We start from the raw sequence: 25,856 nt of genomic DNA on the forward strand, positions 1-25,856 counted from the left end.
GGCGCAGCTGCGTATACAGCAACGGATTCCCACCGCCGAAACCCTTGTCACGCAAACTCCAAAAGCTGGTCGCTTTCCTGGCAGCGGTGCTGCTCGCGAGCAGCCCGCTCGCGGCGTCTGCCGTCGATGGCCTGCAGTGGCAGACCGAGCCAAAGACCGCGTTCGCCACCGCCGCCCGGCAACACAAGCCGGTCTTCCTTTACCTCGAAGCGGTGTGGTGTCACTGGTGCCACGTGATGCAGGCCGAGACCTTTGCGGATTCCACGGTCAGGAAGCTGCTCGCCGAGCAGTTCGTCGTGCTGAAAGTCGATCACGACGCCAATCCCTTGCTCGCCAATCGTTATCGCGACTATGGCTGGCCGGCGCTGATCTTCTTCGACGCCGAGGGGCGCGAGATCGTCAAGCGCGCAGGCTATCGTTCAGCCGAGGATTTCACCGCGCTGCTGAACGCGATCGTCAAGGACCCGAGTCCCGAGGTGGAGCCGCCGCCGGAGATCAGGCCAGCGCTTGCCAGTGCCCTGAGCGCCGGCGGCCGCGCGTTCCTGCTCGAACGTCATTCGAAAAGCTACGACGACAAGCTCGGCGGGCTGCGCACATCGCAGAAGTTCATCGATCGCGACAGCGTCGAGTACGCGCTGGCTCACGCCGAACTGCCGGCCGAGCGGCGCAAGGCCGAGCAGACGCTGAGCGCTGCGCGTGCGCTGATCGATCCGGTGTGGGGCGGCATCTATCAGTACTCGACCGGCAGCGACTGGCAGCATCCGCACTACGAGAAGATCATGCGCAGCCAGGCCGGCGCGCTGCGCGTCTACGCACTGGCCTGGGCGCGGTTGGGGCGCCAGGCCGATCTCGATGCGGCGCGCGCGATCCGCGACTTTCTCCTGAAGATGCTGCGAACCCCGGACGGCAGTTTTCGCGTCAGCCAGGACGCCGACCAGCAGCAGGGCGTGAAGGCGCATGACTACTTCGCGCTCGACGATCGTGCACGGCGCGCGCGGGGTCTGCCGCGCATCGATCCGCATCAATACGCCGATGCGAATGGCCAAGCGGCGGAAGCCCTGGCGGTGCTGTACGAAACCTCGGCGGATCAGCAGGCGCTGGATGCGGCGCGTGCCGCAGCTCAGTGGTTGCTGAAGCACCGGCGCAATGCCGACGGCAGCTTCCGCCATGACGAGGCCGACAACGGCCAGCGCAATCTCAACGACACACTGGCGCCGGCACGTGCGTTCCTGCAGTTGTATCGCGTCAGTGCGGAACGCGAGTGGCTGAAGCAGTCGATGGCGGCGGCGGATGCCATGATTCGCGACTTCGGCGGCGGTGTCGCGGGTTATCCGACCGCAAGGGCCGAGGGTTCGCCGATCGCTCCGTTGCCGGATCTGGCCGAGAACATCTCGGCGGCGCGCTTCTTCAATCTTCTGCACCACTACAGCGGCCGCGACGCGGACAAGGATGCCGCCCGGCGCGCGATGCGCTATCTGGCGGCCGACGCCGTCGTCGATGCCGCATTCGAGGAAGCGGGAATCCTGATTGCCGACGACGAACTCACTCGCGATCCGCTGCATCTGACCATCGTCGGCGCCAAGTCCGATGCCGCGGCGCGGGCTTTGTACAACGTCGCGCTCAAGGTGCCTGGCGCCTACAAGCGCGTCGAATGGTGGGATCCGGCCGAGGGGCCGTTGCAGCACATGGATGTGGGGTATCCGAAGCTGCCGAAGGCGGGCGGCTTTGTCTGCGGCGACGGGCGCTGTTCGGTGCCCAGCTTTGACGCCGAGCGCTACGCGCGCAGCATCGCGCAGCTGTCCGGCGCGCCCTAGTGAATCGGGGTGGCCCGGACTTCGCCGGGCTCGAAGATCACGCCCAGCACGCGATCGATGACATCGCAATCCTTCTCCCGGCGGATCTGCGCGAACAGCTCCGCACCTTCGGCGTAGCTGAGCGCCAGCGAAGACAGCCACTGCTTCAGCCGTCCGTGGGCGTGACGCGGCTCCGCCTTGGCGCGAACCTGCAGCCAGAACGATTGCAGCGATGATTGCAGCTCTGCCCAGCTGAGCGGGACGACCTCGCGGCGTTCCGCCTGCGCGCGAATCATCCGCGCCAGATCCGGATTCGCCACCAGGCCGCGGCCGAGCATGAAGTTATCGACGCCGCTGATCGCGCGGCAACGCTGCCAATCCTCGATCGTCCAGATCTCGCCGTTGGCGTAGACCGGCGCATCGACCAGCTCGTCGATGCGTGCAATCCATTCCCAGTGCGCGGGTGGCCGGTAGCCGTCGGTCTTGGTGCGCGCGTGGACGACGATCTGCGCGGCGCCTGCGCTGTCCAGGGCCTGCGCGCAGTCCAGTGCGAGGTCGGTGTGATCGAAGCCGAGGCGCATCTTGGCGGTGACCGGAATGCTCGCGGGCAGGGTGCGACGCACCTCGCGGACGATGGCATGCAGCAGCTCGGGTTCCTTGAGCAGGATGGCGCCGCCGCGCGAATTGTTGACCTTCTTCGCCGGGCAGCCGAAGTTCAGATCGATGACCGGCGCGCCGAGGCAGACCGCGCGAGCGGCGTTGTCGGCCACACAGACCGGATCGGAGCCGAGCAGCTGCAAGTGCATCGGTGTGCCGGCGGGAGTCCTTGCTCCCTTCGCCAGCTCGGGCGCGAGACGGGTGAAGCAGATTTCCGGCAACAGCTGATCAGTGACGCGGACAAACTCGCTGACGCACCAGTCAACGCCGCCCACGCGCGTCAGGACGTCGCGCAGGACGTCGTCGACCAAGCCTTCCATCGGTGCCAATGCCAGCTGCATGCGGCGGCATCTTACGGACCGGACAGGGCGCTGCCCAGCGCTGGCTGCGCGAGCGCGATGCGCTGGCGCTGCTCGATGTCGATCAGGGCGTCGGCAATCGTCTGCTGGATGCCGGCAAACGCTTCGAACGGCGTGTCCGCCGGCACATGCAGCGGCGCGCCGTAGTGAATGTCGATCTTGGTGAACGGCTTCGGAACGCGAAACCGGTCCCAGCTCTTGAACGACCAGTAGTGCCGCGGCAACGGCAGGTAGGGCACGATCGGCAGGCCGGTGAGACGGGCCATCTCGATGATGCCGGGCTTGACCACATGCGCGGGCCCGCGCGGACCGTCCACCGTGATCGCGCCGGGGATGCCGCTGCGCAGGATGTCGATCATTTCGTCCTTGGCCTGCTTGCCGCCCTTGTCGCGCGTGCCGCACTTCGAGCTGCCGCGCGAAACCTGATGACCGAGGCGCTTGCAAAGGAAGCTCACCGGATCGCCGTCGCCGGAACGCGACACGATGACGACGTGGCGGCGGCCGGTCTGCGCGAGGATTCCGGCGAACAGGTTCTGATGCCAGATCGCCAGGATGTACAGCGGGCAGTCCGTCGGATCGGCACGCAGCGCCGCACCCTGGAAGCGGAAGCGGTACGTCGCCATCAACGTGCGCACGACGGCGAACACCAGCGTGGCGAGCAAGAGCTTGAACATGAGCGCGGCAATCCAGGCGGCCGGGGCCGCGGTCGTCAAGCCGCGTGGGGAGCGTGCCGGGCGTTGCGGAATGCGCGCGGCTGACCAGGGGATGTTACCCGTGGCCCGGTCGAGGATACGTGAGTTGGTCGAAGGTCGTGTGACAGCGTCGGCGAAGCCCGACGCGGAAGCGTCAAATCCCTACAAGCCGGCGCGCAGCGGTCCGAGGAAGAGGCTGTTCGACTGCAGCACATGGTCGCGAATCGCGGTGCTCACGGCGGCATCCGGCAGCAGCGCCGGGTTCTGCATCAGCTTGCGCACGTGCTCCAGTTCGGTCTCGCCGCATTCGGCCGCGGAGACGATGACCGCGACTTCGGCGCCCGACAGCTGCTGGCCTTGTTCCAGCATGGCCAGCGCCGCGCGCAAGGGATAATCGGTATTGACGGTCATCATCTTGGCAAACCGGCGCTGGACCAACTGGGCCTCTTCACTGCGCAGCTCCGCCGCCGAAGAGAACCGCACGATCATCCGCGCATAGTGCTCACGCAGCTTGCCGCGTTCGGCGTCGTTCAGTGCAGCCGGCTTCGCGCACGGCAGTGCCCCGAGTTCAGGAATGTCCTGAATGCGGAACTGCTGCGATGTGGTGGTGCGATTCGACATGAGATTTTCGTTGAGCGGTGCGGTGCGGCGGATACTGATATGGCTATTTAGAACCAGACCGCCTGTCCTCGATCTGAACAGCGGAATGAACGGTCGAATCAGCGGCTTAGAAGGTCCATTTGATGCTCAGGCCCGGTGTCGGCAGCTCGTCGAAGTTGGATGACGGCGGATCGCCCAGCGGGTCCGGCCGTGCCCACAGCGTGTCGTCGGCCATCATCAGTGTCGGGCTGACCGACAAGGTTCCCGCCGAGGTTTCGATGCTGCCGAAATCGTAGTTGGACAGGATGCCCAGCGCGGCGCCGCCAATGACATCGCGCCAGTAGTGATTGTGCGAGCGCACCCGCGTGTAGCCGACCCAGGCCGCCGCGCCGTAGGCCGGTGCGCCCCACCAGGGGCCGAACTCCTTGCGGATGAACTCCGCGCCCATGAACGCCGCCGCGGTGTGGCCGGACGGAAACGATTGGCCGCCGCCGTTGGGCCGCTGCGCGTTGATCGCGTATTTCAGCGCGTAGGTCGCGACTTCCATGCGCGCGAACGACACGATGAAATCATGTTGCCGGCTGCCGTTGAGGTCGGGGCCCGGCCAACCGAAGGCCGAGCCGAAACCGCTGCCGAGGTCGGCGCTGCCGTCGAACAGCGACTCGGCCATCGACGTCCGGTTGCCGCCGAAGGACCAGTGTCCGTCGGAGTCGAGCACGAAGCTGAGGCCAAGCCCAACCAGCGGAATGCCCCATTGCAGGATGTCGCCGCTCTGCTCCCACAGCGGTTTGGCCGGATCGGCGGCCACTGCCTGTGAAGAAAAGCCCAGCATGACGCCGCATACGGGCAGCGACAGGCAGCGGCGGAGGCTTGGGAGCGAAGCAGGGAGGCGCAGTTTCATGACTGCATCCTCGCAAGCCGATCCTTAGAGACGCGTTGCCGCCGCGTAAGGAATTCGTAAGCGAGCGCAGCGGGTCTAGACCTTGAACTTCACCGTGAAGCGCGCGCCGGCGCCGGCGGCGTTGCTGGCGGTGATCTGCCAGCCGAGGCGATCGCAGATGCGCTGGACGATGTACAGGCCCAGACCCAGGCCGCGGCTCTGGGCGCCGCGATAGCGCCGCGCAAAGATGCGGTCGAGGGCATCGGGTGGAATGCCGCTGCCGGTGTCCTGCACGATCAGCTCCTGCTCGGTCAGGCGCACGTCGATGCGCCCGCGGCTGGTGTGCTGGATCGCATTGCCGATCAGGTTGTGGACGATGCACAGCACCATGGCGCGCGGCGCCTGCACGGTCACCGGCGTTGCGATGTCCACATGGATGTTCAGCGCTCTTTCGCTGATCTGCTCACCCAGGGTTTCGGCGCTCTCGTGGAGGATTTCGTGCAGCGCGCAGGCGTCGGTCGCCATGCCGCCGTCTTCGCGGGCGAGGAACAGCAGCGCTTCGATCAGGGCTTGCATCTGCGCCGCGCCGCGGCGGATGCGTGCCAGCCTTTCGATCGCGCGCTGACTCAGCTCGGGATCTTCCTCGAGCAGTTGCGCGGCGCTGATGATGATCGCCAGCGGCGTGCGCAGCTCATGGCTGGCATCGTCGGTGAAAGCTTGCTCGCGCTCGACGTACTGATCGATCTTCTGCAGGTACAGGTCGAAGGCATGCGCGATCTGGCCGACCTCGCGATCGCCGAACTGGCTGCCCAGGCGCACGCCGCGGTGCATCGGATCGAGCTCGGTGACCATGCGCGCGAGCCGCGATACCGGCCGCGTCACCAGCAGCGACAGGCCGACGCCGACGACGGCGGCCGCCAGCAGCGCACCGGAAATGAATACCCAGGCGAACGTGACGAGGCGCGCTTCAAGATCCTCGACACGCGCGAGGTCAAGGCTCATGTAGATCCGCGTGTCGCCGATGTCGTGACGCACGGCCTGGTACTCGCCGCCCTGCCACTTGAATTCGCCGATCGTGCCGTTGCTCCACTGCGCCAGCGGCGGCGGCAGATCGGCCATCGGCACGCCCGCGGGATAGACGAAGGTGTGAATGCCATCGCGCTCGGCCGGCTGGATGGCCGGATTCTGCAGGTAGTAGTACGTGAAGGCGTTCAACTCGCGCATCAGCGACTGCGTCACCAGCTCCTCTTCGAGCACCTCAATGAACTGATGCATCGCGTAGTAATAGCCGCCGGACAGCAAGGTCGCGACGATCAGCAGCGCGCCGATGAAGCGCGAGCGCAGGCTGAGGTTCAATCTAAAGGCCATCGTCGGCCCCGATGCGATATCCCATGCCGTGCACGGTGTGCAGCAGCTTCACGGCGTGGTCGCGGTCCACCGCCTGACGCAGCGCATGGATGTGCGCGCGCAATGCGGCGTCGCTGTCGGGCGGGTCGTCACCCCACAGCGTCATCTCGATGTCGCGCCGTGAGACGACTTTCGGCGAAACCGCCATCAGGCGTTCGAGCAATTTGAACCCGCTGGGCGTCAGCTCCAGGCGCTGGCCGGCGCGGCGGCAAACCAGCGTATGGCGGTCGAGCGTCAGGTCGGCCACTTGCAGCAGCTGGGTCGCGCTGCCTCGGCTGCGCCGTGTCAGCGCCAGCAGGCGCGCATGCAGTTCGGGCAGCGAGAACGGCTTGGTCAGGTAATCGTCGGCGCCGACATCGAAACCGAGCAGTTTGTCGCGCTCGGTATCGCGCGCGGTCAGCATCAGGATCGGCAGGCTGCTGCCGGCGTCGCCGCGCAGGCGCTTGCATAGCGTCACGCCATCCAGGCCTGGCAGGCCGAGATCCAGAATCGCGGCGTCATAGCTGTTGGTCGCCGCAAGGTGCAGCCCGGTCAGGCCATCGCTGGCGTAGTCGACCAAGTGCTGGCGCGACTCGAGGAACTCGCCGATGTTCGCGGCAAGGTCATGGTTGTCCTCGATCAGAAGCAATCGCAGCGGCGCAGTGTTCACACCGCGCAGACTAGCATCTGTGGCTAGTGTTTTTGGCACTGCGCGAACAGATCCTGAGCGGGGATGTAGGCCGCGGTCCGGATGCTGAGGAGGTTCAGTACGGAGTCGAACAGCGCGTCGTGCGAGGCCGGCCGGGCACTGGCGGCGCGCACGCACGGCATGTCCATTCCCAGCGCGGCCGGCGCGTTCGCCGAAAACCACGCCAGCATCGGAACGTGGGTCTGCTCGGCCGGCGCGAGGCGCCGCGGCAGGCCATGCAGGTAGATGCCGTTCTCGCCCAGGCTCTCGCCGTGATCGGAGACGTACAGCATCACGCTGTCGACGCTGTTCTGGCGCTGACGCAGATGCTCGATCAGGTCGGCGAGCACGCTGTCGGTGTAGAAGATCGTGTTGTCGTAGGCATTGACGACCTCCTCGCGCGAGCAGCGCTGCACGCTTTCGTTGCGGCAGTCCGGCGTGAAGCGCCGCGCGCTGTCCGGATACCGCTTGAAGTACGCCGGGCCATGGCTGCCCTTCTGATGCAGCACAAGGAAGTTCGCGCTGCCGGCCAGCCGCGGCAGGACCTCGTCGAGATTCTTCAGCAGGATGGCGTCATGGCACTCGCCGTCGGCGCACAGCGCCTTGTCGTCGACGGACTCCAGCGAGACCGAGCCGGTGCGCGCGCAGACACCCTGGCAGCCGGACTGGTTGTCGCGCCAGATCACCGGCACGCCGGTACGCGCGACGATATCCAGCAGGTTCTCCTCGGCGCGCGCCTTCTTGCGGCTGAAATCGCTCTGGTTCAGGCGCGAGAACAGGCACGGTACCGATTCCAGCGTCGCGGTGCCGCAGGACTCGAAGTTCGGGAAATTGATCAGGTCCGGCGTGGCCGACAGGCGCGGCGTGGTGTTGCGCGCATAACCGTTGAGGCCGAAGTTCGCGGCGCGCGCGGTCTCGCCGACGACGAGGACGACCAGCAAGGGCTTCGCCGCCGGATTCGCGACGACACGATGCGCATCCGGCGCCACCGAGAGCAATGGCGGCGGCGGGCCCTTCGGCAGGGCTTCTTTGAGCATCTGGGTGAAGGCGTAGATCGGCGCCGTCGGGTTGACGTACAGGCGCACATCGCGATTTTCTCGGCCCCAGAAGCTCAGCGTGTTGAACTGGCTGAACACGACCAGCAGCAGCCCGCCGAGCATGAGGCCGACCAGCGCCAGGCGCCGGGCCAGCTCGGCGCCGAAGCTGCGGTAGCGCAGCGGCAGGCGGGTGATCACCGCGGCCGGCAGTGCGCCCTGCAACAGCACGTGCAGGAAGAAATCGAAACGCAGCAGGTCGGCAGCTTCGCGGGTGTCGGTGTTGAGGACGTTGGCGATCATCGCGCGGTCGATGACGGTGCCGAAGCTCTCCATGAAATAGCTGCAGACCGCGGCAATGACGACGAAGGTGGCCAAGGCCGGCTTCTGCACGCGCGGCAGGCAGAAGCCGGCCATCGCCGTGATCAGGATCGTCGACATCGCGAACACGGTCGATGCCAGGATGCGCCACTCCTGGGCGCCGAGCGGCCGCGGCAGCGACTGCAGCACCGCGCTGAAGAACGACAGGTTCTGGGTCGCGACGAGATACAGCGCCGTCAGCACCAGCAGCTGGTTGGCGCCCAGCGTCGGCAGCATCGACTGAGCCGCGGAGACGCGCGCCGATGTCGCGGATTCCCGGCCCCCGACGACCAGCGGCGAGGAATCGGTCTCTGCCGCGGGGACGCGCGACATCAGAAGCTTGCGGAGGTTCACGTTCTTGCCGGGCGCCAGGTCATTTGAGGCGCGAAACTAGCAACGCGTCCGTGAGGATTTCGTTAGGAAACCGGTCGCGGGTGAGAACCCCCGACACTGAATCGGTGATACTGCGGCACCCCTCCGCCCCTCGCTGGCACCTGAATGAAGAAGTCAATCGGCTACATCCTCACCCCGATCTTCCTGATCGTGTGGCTGATGTTGCTGAACATCTTCCATGTCGTGCAGTTCGTCGCGCTCAACGTCTTCGGCGCACGCGCGCATCAGGGCAGCGTGACGGTGCTGAACTTCCTGCTGGTCCACTCGCTGTGGATTCTCGGCACGCGCCTGTCGTCGAGCCAGGCGGCGCCGCTGCCGGGCGGCAGGCCGCTGATCTTCGTCGCCAATCATCAGAACAAGCTGGATATCTCCGGCATCAGCTGGTACCTGCGTCGCCACGCGCCGAAGTTCGTTTCCAAGATCGAACTCGCGCGCGGCATTCCCAGCGTGTCCTACAACCTGCGCCACAGCGGCGCGGCGCTGATCGATCGCGACGATCCGCGCCAGGCGCTCAAGGAGATCGGCCGGCTCGGCAAGCTGATCGAGGACACCGCCGGTTCGGCCGTGATCTTCCCGGAAGGCACGCGGTCGCTGACCGGTGCGATCGCGCCGTTCCAGGCCGGCGGCGTCAAGACCCTGCTGAAGAAGGCGCCGAGCGCGCTGGTCGTGCCGATCTACATCCACAACACCTGGACGCTGAACCGCTACGGCAGCTTTCCGATGGGTGTCGGCGAGCAGCTGAGCTGGACCGTGCTGCCGGCGATCGAGCCGGCCGGCCGTTCGCTCGATGAGGTCGTCGCCGAGGCCGAGGCCAGCATCCGCGCCGAGCACGCCCGGCTTCACTGATTCAGCGCAAGGCGGGCAGCGACAGCTCGACCTCGAAGCCGCCTTGCGGCCGGTTGCGGAAGTGGACTTCGCCGCCGCAGGCCTTGATGCAGGCGCGGACGATCGCCAGCCCCAGTCCATACCCGCCGCTCTCGCGGCTGCGCGAGGCCTCCGGGCGATAGAAGGGCTGGCCGAGTTTTTCCAGCGCCTCGGCCGGTACGCCCGGACCGCGATCGCGGATCCACAGCAGCACCTTCGCGCCGTCGGCCCGCGCCGCGGTTTCCACCGTCTGGCCGCCGCCGTGGCGATGCGCATTGCGCAGCAGGTTGGCGACGGCGCGCAACAGCAGCGGCCGCTGCGCGAGCACGCCTAGAGCCGGATCGACCGACGTGACGTCGATGTTGACGTCCTCGCGCGCCGCGGCTTCGCTGAGCAGCGCCTGCAGCTTCACGGCTTCCGCCGGCGCCTGCGCGGTTTCCAGGCCGGCGCGCGAGAACAGCAGCAGTTCGTTGAGCAGCGCGGACATCTGCTCGACGTCTTCCTGCACATCCCGCAAGGCCGGCCGCTGATCGTCGCTCAGCTTCGATTCGAGGATGCCCAGGCCGATCTGGATGCGCGCCAGCGGTGAAATCACCTCGTGCGCGGTATCCGCCAGAAAGCGCTTCTGCCCGCTGACGAACTGATCGAGGCGCTGCGCCATGTGGTTGATCGATTCGGCCAGTCCGCCGAGTTCGTCGCGGCGCAGTTCGGCCAGGCGGACATCGAAATGGCCGTCGGCGATGTCCGCCGTCGCGCGCTGCATGCGGACGATCGCGCGCACCGCGCCAATGAAGAACGGCGCCCACACGACCGCCGACAAGCCGATCGCGAGCAGCGCAATGCGGATCCATTCGCCGATGCCCAGCAACACCGCCAGCGATCGCGGCGAGCTGACTTCGATAATCACGTCCAGCGGCTCGCGTCCGCGATCGGTCGTCACCATCTGTGGCGTGAGGATGCGGTACGGCCCCCACCAGTGCAGCGAACTCAGCTCGATGCGCTGGTCGCCGCCGAAGCCTGGAGGCCCTGGCGGCGGCCCGAGATCCGGCGGCGGCCCGCCCTCGAAGCCCGGCGGCCCGAGCCGCCGCATGCCGGGCAGGGTCTTCGGGCCGCTGCTGCTGTAGACAATGTCTGGCGGCTGGCCGAACTGCTCCAGAATCTGCGGCCATTCCGACTGTGGCGCAGCCGACAGTGCGCTGCTGACGCGCTCGCCGATCACCGTCAGACGTTCGCGCGCGGCGGGCGACAGCACGCTGCCCCAGCCGGCCCAGCCGATCAGCAGCGCCGACAGCACGAGTAGATTGACCGCGAGCAGCAGCAGCGCCTGCAGATACAGCGGCAAGCGCAGTTTCATGCAAAGCCGGGCCGCTGCATCAGATAACCGACGCCCCGCACGGTGCGCAGGAAGCGTGGCTCGCGCGGATCGTCGCCGAGCTTTCGGCGCAGCGCGGTGATATGCACGTCGATCGAGCGGTCGCTGGCGTCGAACGCGCGTTCGCGCAGGCCTTCGATCAGCTGCGCGCGCGTGCGGGTCTTGCCGCAATGCATCGCCAGTTCGGCGAGCAGGTCGAACTCCACCGGCGTCAGCGTCAGCGGCGCGCCGGCCAGCATCGCAACGTGAGCGTCGAGGTCGATCTGCAGATTGCCGACGGCGATCTCTCTCGATGCGGCCGGCGCCGTCGCGGTGGAGCGCCGCAGCAGTGCGCGGATGCGCGAGATCAGCTCGCGCGGAGAGACCGTCTTCGGCACATAGTCGTCCGCGCCGCCATCGAGGCCGGCGACCCGGTCCGACTCGTCGCCGCGCGCGGTCAGCATCAGCACCGGCACGTTCGAGTGTTCGCGCAGGCGCTTGAGCACGTCGAGGCCATCGAGCTTCGGCAGCATGCCGTCGAGCACGATCAGGTCGAAGCGGCCGGAACCGGCGTGCTCCAGGCCGCTCTGGCCGTCGTGCGCCGCGGTGACGTTGTAGCCCTGCTCGTGCAGGTACGAAGTCAGCAGGCGCGTCAGCTTGACGTCATCGTCGATCAGCAGCAGTTGCGCGGGGCGAGCGGAGGCTGGCATGACGCCAGCCTGCGCATGGGGCCTGTCTGCGTCAACCACGTCATTCAATCGCCGGCACAGTCATCAGACCAGCAGGATCAGACGCCGGCGGTGATGCTGCCGACATATCCGGAGGATTCGTCGCCGCTGATGTCGACCAGCTGGTCCTCGACGCCATCACGGAAGATACCGTCGCTGGCATTGGGCGTCTCGCGCGTCGCCGCGCTCGCCGCGTAGTTGTCGTCCTGCGCGTAGACCTCGTTGTCGAGATCGCTGTCGAAGGCGAACTGCGTCGTCTTCAGCGTCGTCGCGAGCGACTGGTCCTGGTAGATCCGCGCGTGCATGTGCACGGCGCGCCCGGCATAGCGCCCGGGGTAGATCGTCGTGAAGGTCACGCGGCCGTTGCTGTCCGCCACCTGCACGCCGCGCAGGAAGCTGTTGGACGCCTGTGCGCCATAGGCGGAGTACTCACCGGCGGCGTTGACGTGCCAGAGATAGACCGCCGCGCCGGGCAGCGGCGCGCAGCCATTGGAGACGTCGACCACGGTGATCTGCAGCTGGAACAGCGCGCCCGGCTGCAGGTTGCTGCCGCCGATATCCGGGCGGATGTCGGCGCGGAAGGCGGCGCTGTTGGCCAGCACGTTCGGACCGTTGCTGCCGTCGGCCGGATAGGGGCCGCCGGTCTCGGTATTGATCACGCTGCAGCTGCCGCTGGGCGTCGGACCCGGCGTCGGGCTGGGCGATCCGCTGGGCGATGGTGTTGGCGTCGGCGATGGCGATGAGCCTGTGCCGTTGGAGCCGCCACCGCAGGCAACCAGGACCGCGGCGGCAGCACCGCTACCCAGCGCGGCGAGCGCGCGGCGCCGCGTCCAGCGCTGACGCAGCGTGAGCAGCTGCTGGTGGGCGACGCGATCGATCCACTCCATGCCCCTGGCGGAGGCCTGCGTAGACGGCGGGGAGATCGGCTCTGGGCGGGAGGACTTCGGGACTGGCATGACGCGGCTCGCTGGGTGAGGGGCGAGCGCAGTCTTGCGCCATTGCGCGCCGTGCGCAGCAATCTTTACCGGTTCTTAACGAATGGCCGACCGGCGGCGCTGCGAATGCCGATCAGCGGTGCGTCCGCCTCAATGCGCCGCCGCCGCGGAGGCCTCCAGCGGTTGCGGGCGCGGGCGCAGCAGCAAGGCGCTGAGCAGCGCGCCGAGCGCCGTCACGCCGGCGCCGAGCAGGAAGGCCAGCTGGTAGCCGCCATTGAGCGCGACGACCAGCTCCTGGCCGGCGGCCTGCAACTCGCGGGTTCTCGTATCGGCGAGGCTCGCGAGCACCGCGAGGCCCAGCGCGCCGCCCATCATGAACGCAGTGTTGACGATGCCGGATGCGAGGCCGGAGAGGTCTTCGCTGACGTCGTTCATCGCCGCCAGCAGCAGCGGATTGAAGGCCATGCCGCCACCGATGCCGAGCAGCAGCATGCCGGGCAGCACGTTCGCCACGTAGCTGCCGTCGATCGCCGCGTTGGCGAACAGCAGGAGGCCGAAGGCCGCGATGCCAAGGCCAACCCAGGTCGGCCCGCGAATGCCGTAGCGGATCACCAGGCGGGCCGACAGGCCCAGCGAGAACACCGCCATGATCGCATCGGCCGGCAGGAATCCCAGGCCGACCTTCAGCGGCGTATAACCCAGCACGCGCTGCATGTAGAGCGCGGAGATCACGAACCACGCAAACATGCCCGCCGCCCACAACACGGCGACGACATTCGCGGTGGCCAGATTGCGCAGCTTGAACAGGTGCAGCGGCATCAAGGGATCGCGCACCTTGGCTTCGAGGATCAGGAAGGCGAGCAGCATCACGCCGCTTGTGCTGAGCAGGCCGACGGTCTGCAGCGAGCCCCAGCCCGCCGCATTGCCCTCGATGATCGCGTAGACCGCGAACATCAGGCCCAGCGTGACGGTCACCGCGCCGGCCACATCGAGCCGCTGCCGCACCGCGGGCGCGACGTCCCGCGGCAGCAGCTTCAGGCAGTACGCATAGACCACGACGCCGATCGGCAGATTGATCAGGAAGATCCAGTGCCAGTTCAGCCATTCGGTGAGCATCCCGCCGAGCACTTCGCCGATCGTGCCGCCGGCCGCGCAGACGAAACCGTAGATGCCCATCGCCTTCGCGCGATCGACGTTGTCCGGGAACAGATTCATGATCAGTGCCAGCGCCACCGCGGTGACCACCGCGCCGCCGAGTCCCTGCACCGCACGCGCGACAACCAGCAGCCACTGCGACTGCGCAATGCCGCAGGCCAGCGAGGCCACGGTGAACACCACAAGCCCGATCAGCAGCCAGCGCCGGTTGCCATACAGATCGCCGAGCCGGCCCCCCAGCAGCAGAAAGCCGCCGTAGGTCAGCATGTAGGCGTTGAGCACCCAGACCAGCGAGGTCTCGGTGAAGCCAAGGTCGGCCTGGATCGACGGCAAGGCAACGGTGACGACGGTCGTGTCGAGCACGATCATCAGCACGCCGGCACACAGCACGTACAGGGCGAGCCAGCGTTGGCGGGGGGTGAGTGATTCGGTCATGGGGTTAGCTTAAACGAGGGTGTTTGCAGTCAGTCGAATGGTGCGGCGTCGTTTCGACATGCATTCCTTTCACAACTCTCCCTCTCCCCGCGAGCGGGGAGAGGGTCGGGGTGAGGGGCGTCTTTTCGACGCAGCGCGTGTTCGCGCGAGGCGTCTTCCAGCTTGTGCATCTGACCTGCCTGCATCTTTCTTGCATGGCGCGCGGCCCCTCACCCCAGCCCTCTCCCCGCAGGCGGGGAGAGGGAGCATTCTTTATTCAGACCGAAAACTCGCAATCTCATCCACACTCGCCCGCGCACTGCGCAGGCTGTTGATCGGCGCCGCCTTGTCCGCGTAGCCGAGCGCCATCCCGCAGTACAGCAGCTCGCTTTCGCCCAGCGCGAAGTGGCCCTTCAGCGTCTTGCGCAGCGTGCCCCAGAACTCCTGGAAGCAGGTCGCCAGACCGCGCTCTTCGGCGGCCAGTGCCAGCGTCTGCATGAACATCCCCAGATGCGCCCACTGGCCGGTGCCCATGCGCTCGTCGGTGACGAAGAACACGCCGACCGGCGCACCGAAGAATTCGAAGTTGCGCATGACCCAGGCCAGCCGCGCGGCCTTGTTCTCACGCGGGATGCCGAGGATCTCGTACATGTCCTCGCCGACCTGGAAGCGGCGGCTGCGATAGGGCTCCCAGATGTTCGGCGGATAGGGCGGCCGGTCGGCGTCCTCGTTGGGGAACATGCCCTTGTAGCCGCGGGCGATGTCGACCACCGCGTCGCGCGCCGCGCCGGACACGACGATGACGCGCCAGGGCTGCAGGTTGCCGCCGGACGGCGCCCAGCGCGCAACTTCCAGCAGCTCGCGGATGAGTTCTTCGGAAACCGGGGCGGGCAGATAGGCGCGGGTGGAGATGCGTTGCTTGATCGCGTCGCTGACGTTCATGGATGTGGCAGGCGGTAGGGACAAGGCGCACAGCATAAGCGCCCGGCGGCAATGCAGGGATTGAATCCGCAGGCATTCACAACGCGCATTTCCCGCCGCGGTGCTGACTGGCTAGGCTGAGCCGATGAGCGCCCATGCCCCGCAGTTCGAAGACCGCCGCGTTGCCACCCAACTCGGCCAGCTGCGCCTGCGCATCGCCGGCAGCGGTCCGGTCATCCTGTTCTGGCCCAGCCTGCTGATGGACGGCGGCATGTGGATCGCGCAGGCGCGGCATTTCGCCGACCGCTATCGCGTCGTGCTGATCGATTCCCCCGGCCACGGCGGCAGCGATCCCCTGACGCGCCTGTTCGATTTCGACGAATGCGCGCAGTGCGTCGTGCAGATCCTCGATGCACTGGGCGCCGAGCGTGGCCATCTGGTCGGCAACTCCTGGGGCGGCATGATCGGCGGCACCGTCGCCGCGCTGCATCCGCAGCGCATCGACCGCATCGTGCTGATGAACGCGACCGCGTCGCGCGCCGGTCTGCGGCAGCGTCTCGAATTCTCCGTGCTGTGCGAGATCGTCCGCCTGCTTGGCGGCTTCCGCGGCCCCTTCGTCGAGCGCGCCGTCGCCGCGTTCGTCGGCAAGACCACGGCGCGCGAACGGCCCGAAGTCGCCGAGGAAATTCGCGCCGCGGTCGGGCGCATCGACGCCAGCTCCGTCTACTGGGCGGTACGCAGCGTCGTGCCCCGACGGCCGGACCAGCACGCCCTGTTCGGCCGCATCCGCGCGAAAACCTTGGTCGTCGCTGGCGAAGAGGATCCGACCTTCCCGGTGCCGGAGACGCGGGCGATGGCGGAGTCCATTCCCGGCGCTCGTTTTGAGCTGATGCCGCGCACCGGCCATCTCGCCGCGCTGGAGCGGCCGGAAGACGTCAACCGCATGATCGACGCCTTCCTCGACGAGTAGCGCCACCCGCAACATGGCGACAATCTCCTCGGTCTAGACTGGGCCCTCAGACCGAAGGACCAGCGTCATGAAAACCGTTCGCCTGGCGCTCGCCGCCACCCTGATGTGCAGCCTGCTTTCCGCGTGCAGCGAATCGACGCCGCTGGCGGGCGGCACGCCACCGCCCGGAGTAGCGGCGCCATTGCTGAAGGCCCACGCGCACAACGACTACGAGCACACGCGGCCGCTGCTCGATGCGCTGGACGAGGGATTCATGAGCGTCGAAGCGGACGTCTGGGCGACGGCGCTCGGCGACGATCTATACGTGGCCCACAACGTCATTGACATCCGCAGTGATCGTGAGCTGCGCGGCCTGTATCTCGATCCTCTACTCGCGCGCTTCGAGCAGTACGGTGCGATCTATCCGGGTCAGCAGCGGCCCTTTCAGTTATTGGTCGACTTCAAGACCGCCGCGGACACGACCTGGGCCGCGCTGGAGGCAACGCTGGCCGACTACGCGCCGATGCTCAGCGTCTACGAAGACGGCGTCGTCACGCCGGGCGCGGTGGAAGTCGTCATCTCCGGCAATCGTCCGACCGCCACGCTCGCGGCGGCCACGCGGCGCCTCGCTTTCATCGACGGTCGCCTTGGCGATCTCGACGCACCGCCAGCGGCCACGCTGGTTCCGCTGATCTCCGACAACTGGAGCACGCAGTTCAGCTGGCGCGGCGAAGGCGCCATGCCCGCCGAAGAATCCGCGCGCCTCGACGGGATCATGGCGAAGGCACGCGCCGGCGGTTATCGCATCCGCTTCTGGGAAACGCCGGACGAAGCCGGCGACGCACGGACCGCCTTGTGGACGCGACTGCATGACGCCGGTGTCGATCATCTGAACAGCGACGATCTCGCCGGCCTCGCCGCCTTCCTGCGCGAGCGCGATGGCACGACCCCCTGAGCACTCCCTCTCCCTACCTGCGGGGAGAGGGCCGGGGTGAGGGGCAGGCCTCCGCAGCGACCCCCTGATACCCCTGCTTCGCAAACGCTCGATGCAAGCGGACGGCTATTTCTCCTGGCAAAACCTGCCGCGCCCCGTCCAATATTCCTAGCGCCAAGCCCAGCTACGCGGCATAGCATGGACGCCTGATTTCCACGGTGGCGGGACCGCGCACATGACGACAGTCTTCATCACCGGCGGCTCCGGCTTCCTCGGCCGCAATCTGATCCGCGAAAGCCGCGCGCAGGGACATCGCGTACTGGCACTCGCGCGCTCGAAGGCGGCGCAGGATGCGGTGGCCGCCCTGGGCGCGGAACCGGTCGTTGCCGATTTGCTCGATGTCAGCGCGGCGCAGCTGGCCGGTGCCGACTGGGTCATCCACTCCGCGGCGATCGTCGCCGAATGGGGGCCGCGCGCCGAGTTCGAGCGCATCAACGTGAAGGGCACGCAGCATCTGCTGGAGGTGTCGCGCGCCGCGGGCGTGCAGAGCTTCGTGCTGATCGGCACCGAGGCGGCGTATGCAACCGGTGGGCCGATGCGCGACATCGACGAGTCGCAACCCTTGCCGAGCAATCCGTTGCCGCGCTATCCGGCCACCAAGGCCGCGGCGGAGAAGCTGGTGCGCGCCGCCGACGCACCGGGCTTTCGCTGCACCGTCGTGCGTCCGCGCCTGATCTGGGGCCGCGACGACAGCTCGGTGTTGCCGCAGCTGGTCGAAGCGGTGAAGAAAGGTCAGTTCGCCTGGGTCAACGGCGGCCGCTACATCACGTCCACCTGCCATGTCGCCAACGTCTGTGAAGGCGCCTTGCTCGCCGCCGAGAAAGGCAGGGGCGGTGCGGCGTACTTCCTGACCGATGGCGCGCCGCAGCCCTTCCGCGAGTTCATGACGCGCCTGTTCGCGACGCGCGGTATCACTGTGCCGGAAAAATCCATCCCGCGCAGCTTCGTGAAGTTCTTCGCGACGGTCTGTGAGTTCGCCTGGGAATATTTGCCACTGCCGGGCGCGCCGCCGATCACGCGCATGTCGATCGCGCTCGGCACGCAGGACGTCACGGTCATCGACACCCTCGCACGCCGCGAGCTGGGCTATGTCGGCCGCATCTCGGTCGAGGCGGGCCTCAAGGAACTCGGCGCGTGATGAAGCAGGCACTGATCGTGTTGCTCGGCGGCGCGTTGCCGCTGCTCGCCGCCTGTGGTTCCGATTCCGGCACGGATGGTGGAAGTTCCGCGAACGACGAGGGCTGGATCGGCGCATGGTCCACCGCACCGTACGGGCCTTACCCGCTGGGACCGCTGTCGGGCATCGTGCCGGTTCCGCTGCCGGTACCGTTGCCGCCGATCCCGACCTTGTTCGTCGATGACGAAGCCGTCGACCAGAGCTTCCGCATGATCGTCCACCCGACCATCGGCGGCGAGCGAGTGCGCATCCGCCTGTCGAATCTGATGGGCGATCGCGATGTGCGCTTCGAACCGGTGCGCCTCGCTACGAGCGTGCTGCTGACCGGGCCGGCCATCGTGCCGGGCACCGATACGCCGGTGCTGTTCGATGGCGAGCCCGGCGTGACCATCGCAGCCGGCGCGGAAGCCGTCAGCGATCCGCTCGATTTCTCCTACAGCGTCGGCGAGGATCTGGCGATCAGCTTCCAGGTCGTCGGGGAATCCGGCCCGATCACCTGGCACGCCGTGTCCTTCGGCCCGAACTACGTCAGCTTGCCGCGCGTCGGCGACGTGACGGCCGACGTCAGCGGCCTGGGCTTCACGCAACCGACGCTGGGCTGGTTCTTCGTCAGCGGCATCGATGTCTACGCGCCGGACAGCGACGGCAGCATCGTCGCGATCGGAGATTCGATCACCGACGGCGCCTACACCGTGCTCAACACGCGCTGGCCGGATTTCTTCGCGCAGCGTGTGCGTGATGCCGGCGTCGCGATGGGCGTGCTGAACCAGGGCATCAACAGCAACACCGTGACGCGCGAAGGCCTCGACCCCGCCAGCGCTTTCCAGGGCCCTCCTGCCGTCGAGCGCTTCGAGCGGGATGTGCTGCAACGCCCCGGCGTGCGCAGCGTCGTGATCTTCGAAGGCACCAACGACCTGTCGGCCGGCGTGACGGCGGATGTGGTCTTCGCGGGGATTCGCAATATGGTCGGACGCGCGCAGTCGGGCGGCCTGTGCATTGTGGTCGGCACGATCATGCCGCGGATCGGCACGCCGATCTTCACCTGGCCTGCGATGGCTGAAGTGGAGCGCCAGAATCTCAACGCACTGATCCGCGCGCAGACCGACGTTGCAGGCATCGCCGACTTCGATCAGGCCATGGCGAACCCGCTGGCCGCCGACATGCCCAATCCGCTGTTCTACTTTCCGGACCTGCTGCATCCCAACACGGTCGGCATGTTGATCATGGCCAACGCCGTGCCGCTGGAAGCACTGGTGCCGCCGCCGGTAGGCACCTGCGCACGCTAAAACGTAGCCCGGATGCAATCCGGGGTCCGCGCCCGATTCGAGCCACGGATGCCCCGGATTTCATCCGGGCTACGACAGGGATGCGCCTCTAGACGAACATCCCGCCCGACACCTCAAGCCGCTGCGCATTGACCCAGCGGCTGTCGGTCGAGAGCAGTGACGCCACCGCGCCGCCGATATCGTCCGGCAGGCCCACGCGTCCCAGCGCCGTCTGCGCCGCGATCATGCGGTTCAGATCCGCGTTGTCGCGCACCGCGCCGCCGCCGAAGTCGGTCTCGATCGCGCCCGGCGCCAGCGTGTTCACCGCAATGCCGCGCGCGCCGAGTTCCTTGGCGAGATAACGCGTCAGCACTTCAATGCCGCCCTTCATCGTCGCGTAGGCCGCATAGCCGGGCAGGGCGAAGCGCGCGAGGCCGCTGGACAGATTGACGATGCGGCCGCCGTCGGCGATCAGCGGCAGCAGCTTCTGCGTCAGGAAGAACGGTCCCTTGAGGTGGACGTTCATCAGCGCGTCGAACTGCGCCTCGGTGGTCTCGGCAAAGCCCGCATGCACGCCCATGCCGGCGTTGTTGATCAGATAGTCGAAACGATCGCGCTGCCAGTGCTTGCGCAGCGTGTCGGACAGCGTCTTCGCAAAGCTATCGAAGCTCGCGCTTTCGCCAACTTCCAACTGCAGCGCCACCGCCTTGCGGCCCTTGGCTTCGATCTCCGCAACGACGGCCTGCGCTTCGGCGGCCTGGCTGCGATAGGTCAGCACAATATCGGTGCCCTTGGCGGCCAGGTGCAGGGCCATGCTGCGGCCGAGGCCGCGGCTGCCGCCGGTGATCAGGGCGATGGGGGTTTGAGGGGTCATGAGCGTCTCCGGGTTCGGCTTGGGGTGGACGCACTTTATTGTATGGTCATGACCTGATAAACATGGCATTCGCGTTATCTCTGTTCGGATAATCCGAACAATCTCCGGAGCCCGCCATGAACCGCCTCGACGCCATGCAGATCTTCGTCCGCGTTGCCGAGCTGTCGAGCTTCACGCAGGCGGCGGCGGACCGCGACCTGCCCAAGGCCAGTGTCTCCATCGCCGTGCAGCAGCTCGAAACCGCGCTTGGCGTGCGCCTGCTGCAGCGGACCACGCGCAAGGTCGAGCTGACCCAGGACGGCCGCGCCTACTACGAGCGCTGCAAGGATCTGCTCGCGGACATGGACGAGCTGCAGGCCATGTTCCAGCAGGCGGCGCAGTCACTGCGCGGCCGCCTGCGCGTCGACATGCCGACCGGCGCGGCGCGCAACTTCATCATCCCGCGCCTGCCAGAATTCCTCGCAGCACATCCGCAGATCGAGCTGGAACTGTCGAGCACCGATCGCCGCGTCGATCTGATCCGCGAGGGTTTCGATTGCGTGCTGCGCGTCGGCACCCTGGCCGACAGCGCGCTGATCGCCCGGCCGCTGGGCAGCTATCGCATCATCAACTGCGCGAGTCCCGAATATTTGCGCAGCCACGGCACGCCGCGCCGCATCGAAGACCTGGCCAGGCATCGCCTGATCCACTACGTGCCGACGCTGGGCTCACGCCCGGATCGTTTCGAGTACCACGACGGCCGCGCTTATCGCAGCATCGCCATGCAGGGCGCCTTGACCGTTAACAGCGCGGAAGCCTACGAAGCCGCCTGTCTTGCCGGCCTGGGTATCATCCAGGTGCCCGTCAGCGGCATGCAGCGGCATCTGCAGAGCGGTGCGCTGGTCGAGATCCTGTCGCGGCTGCGCGCAGAGCCGATGCCGGTCTCGCTGCTCTACGTCAACCGCCGCAACCTGCCGCAGCGCGTGCGCGTCTTCATGGACTGGGTGGCCGCCGTGCTCAAGCCGGAGCTGCAGCCACCGCAGCCCGCGGGCAAGCCCTGATTCAGTGGATCAGCTGCTCGCGCAGCGCATCCACCTGCTCATGCCGGCGCCGCGCCTCCGCACCCTGGCGCACGATCAGCGCGCGCACATCGTCCGGCAGATCCCAGTTGTCGACATCGGCATAGAGCGCATCGGCGCGCATCTCCTCGTCTTCGATGTCGTCGAGGATCGTGCTCTCCTTGCGGCCCAGCGCGAGCGCCCGCAAATGCAGCGCCGTGCGATGCACCGCGTTGCCGAACGTCGCGCGCGGATGCGGGTGCCCGCCGTGGCGCTGCATCGCATCGTTGAGTTCATCGGCAGCCTGGTGGAAGAACTGCGCGTAGTCGTACAGCGCCTGCTTGAGCTCCGCGTTATGGACCTCGTGCGCCGCGGCGGCCAGCGTGTGCTCGCCATTCTTCGACGTGACGATCAGGCGATTCAACAGCGTAAGGGTATCGACCGGATTCATGAGCATGCCTCCTCGTGTGAACTGTCGCGTCGCACGCAACCGAACCACGGACAACCACAAGAGACCGGCCAAACTGCAACAGCGTCCGGTGTCCGGCGTGGTGCGAGTCGATCCAGCTTACGCCGGTTTCTCCGAGCCGCCCACCTCGCCCCAAACTCTCCATCTCCCTCTCCCCGCAAGCGGGGAGAGGGACAGGGTGAGGGGCGTCTTTTAGGCCATCACCATCGTCGCCGCCCCCAACACCCCGTTCGTCTCGAGTGCCGCGCCGCAAGGCGCGGTGTATCGAGAGACCACCACCGCACCCCGCACCCGCTGGAAACTCCCCAACACCCAGCCCATCATGCTCATCCCGCAACCGGAGCCCCGCATGAGCAGCGCAAGGCCCAAGCCCGTCTTCATCCGTCCCAGTCTCGACGGCTTCCAGGTCGACACCCAGCTCTTCGCCTGGGGCACCACCATGGCCGACCTCAACCGCGAACTCAGCGCCCGCGGCCAGCGCCGCGACAGCGACTACGAAGAAATCCCCCGCGGCCTCTGCGGCAGCGCCTACGGTTTCCCGGCTATCTCCTTCGAGCCCGCCTTCGGCGATATCGAGCGCCCCGTGCGCAGCGTCACCTACCACCTCGCGCCCTACGACCCCAAGCGCGAGATCGGCGACCACCGCTGGTGGGCTGACGCCATCCATGCCACGCTCGGCCCGCCCAGCGAGGAATACAGCGCCGACGACGAAGAGCGCGAAGGCGCGGGCGAGGGCACCGTGTTCTACAACGCCACCTGGAACCTCGACGGCCTCCAGGTCGGCCTGTCCACGTTCGGCGGCCAACGCCCCGAAAGCACCGGCATCTCCGCCGCCTACCTCTATCTCAGCTGGACCGACGAGCAAGCCGCCGCCGCGCCCTACATCGCCGCCGTGCAGCAGCAACAGATGCTGCTCGACGCCCTCGCCACCGCCCGCGTCGAATGGCACCCACAAGTCCTGCGCCCCGATCAGTACCGCGCACAGTCCGACGAGGATGCGGAAACCCGCCTGCGCGCCCGCGCACTCAGCACGCGCCCCGTCTACGACACACCCGCATCCTGGTCGCGCAAGCTCGACGACCAGCAAGCCGCGCTATGGATCGCCAGCGAAGGCCGCTACTGGGGCCTGTCCACCCAGCACGACACTGTCTTCTTCGAGCGCGGCCAGCAGAACATCGAAGCGCAGTGGCACAACGTCCTGCCCAGCCGCTTCGGCGGCTACATGGAACTCCGCGTCGCTGGCCTATGCCTGCTCGCCGATCACAGCTCCCCCGCACTGACCGAGCTGGCCAACGGCGTCGCCAAATGCATGGGTCAGAAGCTCCCCTGCCAGGAATCCAAAGACAACGGCTGATCCCTTCGCTGGTCTCCCTCTCCCCGCAAGCGGGGAGAGGGCCGGGGTGAGGGGCGTCTTTTACCTGCCCGTTCGTGTCGAGTGCCGCGCCGCTGGCGCGGTGTATCGAGACACCGCAACAGCTCTCACCGAAACACCGCCGCCCCATCCAGCCGCCCCATCACCCCATCGTGGCAGCTGGAGCAATAAAACCCGCGCTCCGTGCCCGAGCGTGGATCCAGATTCTCATGCACGGTCACGCAGGGATCGAACGCAAAGCGCTTCTGCAGTGCCGCCACATCCAGCACCACATTGAAATACACCCACTCGCGACAGTTCTTCGACCACAGCTGACCGCGCTCTGTCTCCTGCGTGCGGCTGTCGATCAAGGCACGTTCCAGCGCAGCGAGATGCGAGCAGACCATGGTGTCTCCGGAGGCGGGGCAGTGCCGCCGACCATAAGGCGCAGCCCTCCGCTTGTAAAACGGGACCGTGCAGGGCGAGACTTCGGCATGAAACAGGCGATCCTGATCGTGCTGGGCGTTGAACTGCTGCTCCTGCTCGGCGGCCTGCTCAAGCTCGTCGTCGCCGGCCTCAAGAGCGATCTCGCCGGCCAGGGCATGACGATGGCCTACACCGTGATCGCCACGATCATCGCCGCGATTCTGATGGGCACCGCCTACAGCCTCGCGGCCAACGACAAATGGCTGTGGCTTGCACTGACGCTCGCCGTGTTCTCCTCAGCGCCGGTGTTGGCCGTGCTGGTGATGGAATGAACCAACCCGTGATCGCTGCGAACGAAGACGCACCGCTGGCCTGGCTGGCCTATGTGATCGCCGTGGGCAGCGCGCTGTCGATGCTGATGGGCATGGCCGTCCTCGTCTGCTTCATCGGCCCGCTCGCCTGGCTGATGGTGCTGATCATCCAGAACAGCGTTCACAGCGAGCTCGGCAAGGCGCACACCCGCAAGGCGCGACGGGCGATCGGTGCGCACATCCTGCTCAGCGTCATCGCCTTCGGTCTCAGCTCCGCGCTGATCTTCTACATGTCCGGCCTGTCGCTGCATTCCGTCTCCACTTCGCTCGCAATCATCGAGATGGAAGGCATCGACATCATCTTCACCGAGCCGTTCTGGGGGACGTTGCTCAACGACTACATTGCCGACGAGACCAGAAGCGGGATCGCGGTGTTTCTGATGGTGTTCGGGGTGCCGATCCTGGGGACGTTCATCGGCTGCGTGGTCGGCCTGGTGAGTCTGATCCGGTTGATTTTCGGGATGCAGAAGCTGAGCAATGGGGTTGTGCCTTAGCGCGTAAGGTGAGCGCTCGCGTTCCAGTGTGGATCGCGAATCTCGCCTCGCAGGGCTGGCAGATAGAGTTATTTCTCTCGGGGGTACAAACATGCGCATCCTTCTCGCCGTCACCATTTCCCTGCTGGCCCTCGCTGCCTGCTCCAAGTCATCAACGCAGGTCGACGTCTCCCACCCAATCATTGGAACCTGGGAATTCAAGGCGCCGGGCTCAAGTTGCGTGGAGACATCCCAGTACGCGACAGACGGAACGAGCACCTTCGAGAGCGCCGAACAGAAGGGGCGCTCGCGCTATCAGATCTCTCCCGAGGCCAGCGCCGCGGGCTTCTACAAGCTCGTTGATACCTTATACGAGAGCAACGAAAAGCCCAGCTGCTCCGGGCGTGCCATTCCCGTGGGGCAGGAGGTCACGGTGTATCTGAAGTTTCGGTCGACTAGCGAAATGGCGATGTGCCTGTCGGAGTCGGATAAACGGTGCATCGGTAGCTTCTTTCGCCGTGGGCAGTTTCAGCCGTGATTTCTCGGGAAACGAGCGGAGCGTTAACAGCGATTATCGCGTGAGCGTCCCACCAAGGCGGTTTCAGGGTCACTCGCCGCATTTGCGCTTCACGGCCAAGAAAAGGTTGAGGTCGGCATGTCAGAAATAGTACTTAGCCCTTCCTTCCAGCAACTTCGTCGCGAGTATGTGCTCATACAGGCGTGGAAGAAAACATCAACCTATATTCGATATCACAATTGGTACTCGGACACGCTTGAGTTAGATCGAGCTGCTGTTAATTTGCGTCATTTCCTTTCCGATATCGGCTCAAAGTTGTCTATTGCTGAGGAATGGAAAAGTACGGACCTTCGTATTGTTCCCGCACCTAAGACCCAAAGATGGACCGTTGATCAAAAGGCCGGAACCTGGGGGCCCGCAAAGGCGGTCCAGAGAGATCTTAGGCTGCGCCCATTGGCGCATGTTGGCTTGAGCGATCAGGTAGTGGCCACGGCTCTGATGCTTTGCCTGGCCAATAGGGTCGAAAGCCGGCAAGGTGATCCAAGAGAATCGGTGGTCGATCCGCACGCCAGAGTTCGCACGATTTCTTATGGGAATAGACTTTTCTGCGACAGCGTCGATGGCGAGCTTCGGCATCGGTGGGGCTCGGGGAAACTGTATAGAGCCCGACGTCCCCCCGCCTTGAGTAGCGGTGTTGTTCAGAGTCCAGGGTTTACTGTAACTGCCTTGCTGGCCAGCTGCTT

26 protein-coding genes and 1 pseudogene are annotated in these 25,856 nt (G+C 66.4%); 12 read left to right on the forward strand and 15 right to left on the reverse strand.

Annotation, left to right across the window (positions count from 1 at the left end; translation table 11 throughout):
• Positions 1 to 44: 44 nt before the first annotated feature.
• Positions 45 to 1,814, forward strand: coding sequence for a DUF255 domain-containing protein (locus tag AC3WUF_RS18580; RefSeq protein ID WP_492428363.1), 1,770 nt, complete (start codon positions 45 to 47; stop codon positions 1,812 to 1,814).
• Here AC3WUF_RS18580 and AC3WUF_RS18585 read toward each other — a convergent pair.
• The 7 genes from AC3WUF_RS18585 to AC3WUF_RS18615 form a co-directional block, all read right to left on the reverse strand.
• Positions 1,811 to 2,791 carry a tRNA dihydrouridine synthase gene (locus tag AC3WUF_RS18585; RefSeq protein ID WP_492428365.1) on the reverse strand — a complete coding sequence of 327 codons (981 nt, stop codon included), beginning with the start codon at positions 2,789 to 2,791 and terminating at the stop codon, positions 1,811 to 1,813. The two genes, AC3WUF_RS18580 and AC3WUF_RS18585, sit on opposite strands and share 4 nt — an antisense overlap.
• 11 nt (positions 2,792 to 2,802) lie before the next feature.
• Positions 2,803 to 3,483 (reverse strand): lysophospholipid acyltransferase family protein, encoded by a 681-nt coding sequence (locus AC3WUF_RS18590; protein ID WP_492428367.1) that lies wholly within the window; start codon positions 3,481 to 3,483, stop codon positions 2,803 to 2,805.
• A 180-nt stretch (positions 3,484 to 3,663) separates the two neighbouring features.
• Positions 3,664 to 4,122, reverse strand: a complete 459-nt coding sequence (locus AC3WUF_RS18595; protein ID WP_492428369.1) for a hypothetical protein — start codon at positions 4,120 to 4,122, stop codon at positions 3,664 to 3,666.
• A gap of 106 nt (positions 4,123 to 4,228) precedes the next feature.
• On the reverse strand, positions 4,229 to 5,002 hold the full coding sequence (locus AC3WUF_RS18600) for a phosphatase PAP2 family protein (protein WP_492428371.1): 774 nt from the start codon (positions 5,000 to 5,002) through the stop codon (positions 4,229 to 4,231).
• Positions 5,003 to 5,077: 75 nt separating this feature from the next.
• On the reverse strand, positions 5,078 to 6,349 hold the full coding sequence (locus tag AC3WUF_RS18605; protein ID WP_492428373.1) for a sensor histidine kinase: 1,272 nt from the start codon (positions 6,347 to 6,349) through the stop codon (positions 5,078 to 5,080).
• Positions 6,339 to 7,022, reverse strand: coding sequence for a response regulator transcription factor (locus tag AC3WUF_RS18610; protein WP_492428450.1), 684 nt, complete (start codon positions 7,020 to 7,022; stop codon positions 6,339 to 6,341). The genes AC3WUF_RS18605 and AC3WUF_RS18610 overlap by 11 nt, the downstream gene beginning before the upstream one ends.
• 38 nt (positions 7,023 to 7,060) lie before the next feature.
• On the reverse strand, positions 7,061 to 8,782 hold the full coding sequence (locus AC3WUF_RS18615; RefSeq protein ID WP_492428375.1) for a phosphoethanolamine transferase: 1,722 nt from the start codon (positions 8,780 to 8,782) through the stop codon (positions 7,061 to 7,063).
• Between the two features lie 165 nt (positions 8,783 to 8,947).
• Between AC3WUF_RS18615 and AC3WUF_RS18620 the strand changes: the two genes are divergently transcribed.
• Positions 8,948 to 9,688, forward strand: a complete 741-nt coding sequence (locus tag AC3WUF_RS18620; protein WP_492428377.1) for a lysophospholipid acyltransferase family protein — start codon at positions 8,948 to 8,950, stop codon at positions 9,686 to 9,688.
• 1 nt (position 9,689) lies between these two features.
• On the opposite strand, the gene AC3WUF_RS18625 is transcribed toward AC3WUF_RS18620, so the two are convergent.
• From AC3WUF_RS18625 to AC3WUF_RS18645, 5 genes are all read right to left on the reverse strand, one after another.
• Positions 9,690 to 11,060, reverse strand: coding sequence for a sensor histidine kinase (locus AC3WUF_RS18625; protein ID WP_492428379.1), 1,371 nt, complete (start codon positions 11,058 to 11,060; stop codon positions 9,690 to 9,692).
• Positions 11,057 to 11,767 (reverse strand): response regulator transcription factor, encoded by a 711-nt coding sequence (locus AC3WUF_RS18630; RefSeq protein WP_492428381.1) that lies wholly within the window; start codon positions 11,765 to 11,767, stop codon positions 11,057 to 11,059. The genes AC3WUF_RS18625 and AC3WUF_RS18630 overlap by 4 nt, the downstream gene beginning before the upstream one ends.
• 77 nt (positions 11,768 to 11,844) lie before the next feature.
• Entirely contained in the window at positions 11,845 to 12,672 is an 828-nt protein-coding gene (locus AC3WUF_RS18635; protein WP_492428383.1) for a dioxygenase family protein, read from the reverse strand.
• Between the two features lie 198 nt (positions 12,673 to 12,870).
• Entirely contained in the window at positions 12,871 to 14,310 is a 1,440-nt protein-coding gene (locus AC3WUF_RS18640) for a DHA2 family efflux MFS transporter permease subunit (protein ID WP_492428385.1), read from the reverse strand.
• Positions 14,311 to 14,562: 252 nt separating this feature from the next.
• On the reverse strand, positions 14,563 to 15,231 hold the full coding sequence (locus AC3WUF_RS18645; protein WP_492428387.1) for a nitroreductase: 669 nt from the start codon (positions 15,229 to 15,231) through the stop codon (positions 14,563 to 14,565).
• 187 nt (positions 15,232 to 15,418) lie between these two features.
• On the opposite strand from AC3WUF_RS18645, the gene AC3WUF_RS18650 reads away from it, so the two are divergent.
• From AC3WUF_RS18650 to AC3WUF_RS18665, 4 genes are all read left to right on the forward strand, one after another.
• On the forward strand, positions 15,419 to 16,180 hold the full coding sequence (locus AC3WUF_RS18650; protein ID WP_492428452.1) for an alpha/beta fold hydrolase: 762 nt from the start codon (positions 15,419 to 15,421) through the stop codon (positions 16,178 to 16,180).
• Positions 16,181 to 16,283: 103 nt separating this feature from the next.
• Positions 16,284 to 17,114, forward strand: coding sequence for a phosphatidylinositol-specific phospholipase C/glycerophosphodiester phosphodiesterase family protein (locus AC3WUF_RS18655; protein ID WP_492428454.1), 831 nt, complete (start codon positions 16,284 to 16,286; stop codon positions 17,112 to 17,114).
• Between the two features lie 214 nt (positions 17,115 to 17,328).
• Positions 17,329 to 18,291 (forward strand): NAD-dependent epimerase/dehydratase family protein, encoded by a 963-nt coding sequence (locus tag AC3WUF_RS18660; protein ID WP_492428389.1) that lies wholly within the window; start codon positions 17,329 to 17,331, stop codon positions 18,289 to 18,291.
• The gene (locus tag AC3WUF_RS18665) at positions 18,291 to 19,616 is read left to right on the forward strand and encodes a GDSL-type esterase/lipase family protein (RefSeq protein WP_492428391.1); all 1,326 of its coding nucleotides are present in this window, start codon (positions 18,291 to 18,293) and stop codon (positions 19,614 to 19,616) included. The genes AC3WUF_RS18660 and AC3WUF_RS18665 overlap by 1 nt, the downstream gene beginning before the upstream one ends.
• 88 nt (positions 19,617 to 19,704) lie before the next feature.
• Here AC3WUF_RS18665 and AC3WUF_RS18670 read toward each other — a convergent pair whose 3' ends face one another.
• Positions 19,705 to 20,469 carry an SDR family NAD(P)-dependent oxidoreductase gene (locus AC3WUF_RS18670; RefSeq protein WP_492428393.1) on the reverse strand — a complete coding sequence of 255 codons (765 nt, stop codon included), beginning with the start codon at positions 20,467 to 20,469 and terminating at the stop codon, positions 19,705 to 19,707.
• 116 nt (positions 20,470 to 20,585) lie between these two features.
• Between AC3WUF_RS18670 and AC3WUF_RS18675 the strand changes: the two genes are divergently transcribed.
• A complete protein-coding gene (locus tag AC3WUF_RS18675) occupies positions 20,586 to 21,509 on the forward strand; it encodes a LysR family transcriptional regulator (protein WP_492428395.1) in 924 nt (307 codons plus the stop codon).
• A 1-nt stretch (position 21,510) separates the two neighbouring features.
• On the opposite strand, the gene AC3WUF_RS18680 is transcribed toward AC3WUF_RS18675, so the two are convergent.
• Entirely contained in the window at positions 21,511 to 21,957 is a 447-nt protein-coding gene (locus AC3WUF_RS18680; protein WP_492428397.1) for a PA2169 family four-helix-bundle protein, read from the reverse strand.
• A gap of 367 nt (positions 21,958 to 22,324) precedes the next feature.
• Between AC3WUF_RS18680 and AC3WUF_RS18685 the strand changes: the two genes are divergently transcribed.
• On the forward strand, positions 22,325 to 23,329 hold the full coding sequence (locus AC3WUF_RS18685) for a hypothetical protein (RefSeq protein ID WP_492428399.1): 1,005 nt from the start codon (positions 22,325 to 22,327) through the stop codon (positions 23,327 to 23,329).
• Between the two features lie 125 nt (positions 23,330 to 23,454).
• Here the strand turns inward: AC3WUF_RS18685 and AC3WUF_RS18690 are convergent, their stop codons facing one another.
• Positions 23,455 to 23,733: a hypothetical protein gene (locus AC3WUF_RS18690; RefSeq protein ID WP_492428401.1), complete on the reverse strand. Its 279-nt coding sequence runs from the start codon at positions 23,731 to 23,733 to the stop codon at positions 23,455 to 23,457.
• An 87-nt stretch (positions 23,734 to 23,820) separates the two neighbouring features.
• On the opposite strand from AC3WUF_RS18690, the gene AC3WUF_RS18695 reads away from it, so the two are divergent.
• The 4 genes and pseudogenes from AC3WUF_RS18695 to AC3WUF_RS18710 all read left to right on the forward strand — a co-directional run.
• A complete protein-coding gene (locus AC3WUF_RS18695) occupies positions 23,821 to 24,084 on the forward strand; it encodes a hypothetical protein (RefSeq protein ID WP_492428403.1) in 264 nt (87 codons plus the stop codon).
• Between the two features lie 8 nt (positions 24,085 to 24,092).
• On the forward strand, positions 24,093 to 24,617 hold the full coding sequence (locus tag AC3WUF_RS18700; RefSeq protein WP_492428405.1) for a hypothetical protein: 525 nt from the start codon (positions 24,093 to 24,095) through the stop codon (positions 24,615 to 24,617).
• A gap of 91 nt (positions 24,618 to 24,708) precedes the next feature.
• A complete protein-coding gene (locus AC3WUF_RS18705; RefSeq protein WP_492428407.1) occupies positions 24,709 to 25,134 on the forward strand; it encodes a hypothetical protein in 426 nt (141 codons plus the stop codon).
• A gap of 117 nt (positions 25,135 to 25,251) precedes the next feature.
• Positions 25,252 to 25,856, forward strand: a pseudogene (locus AC3WUF_RS18710) (hypothetical protein); the annotation flags it as partial.

Source organism: Fontimonas sp. FW305-C-3, from assembly GCF_058783185.1.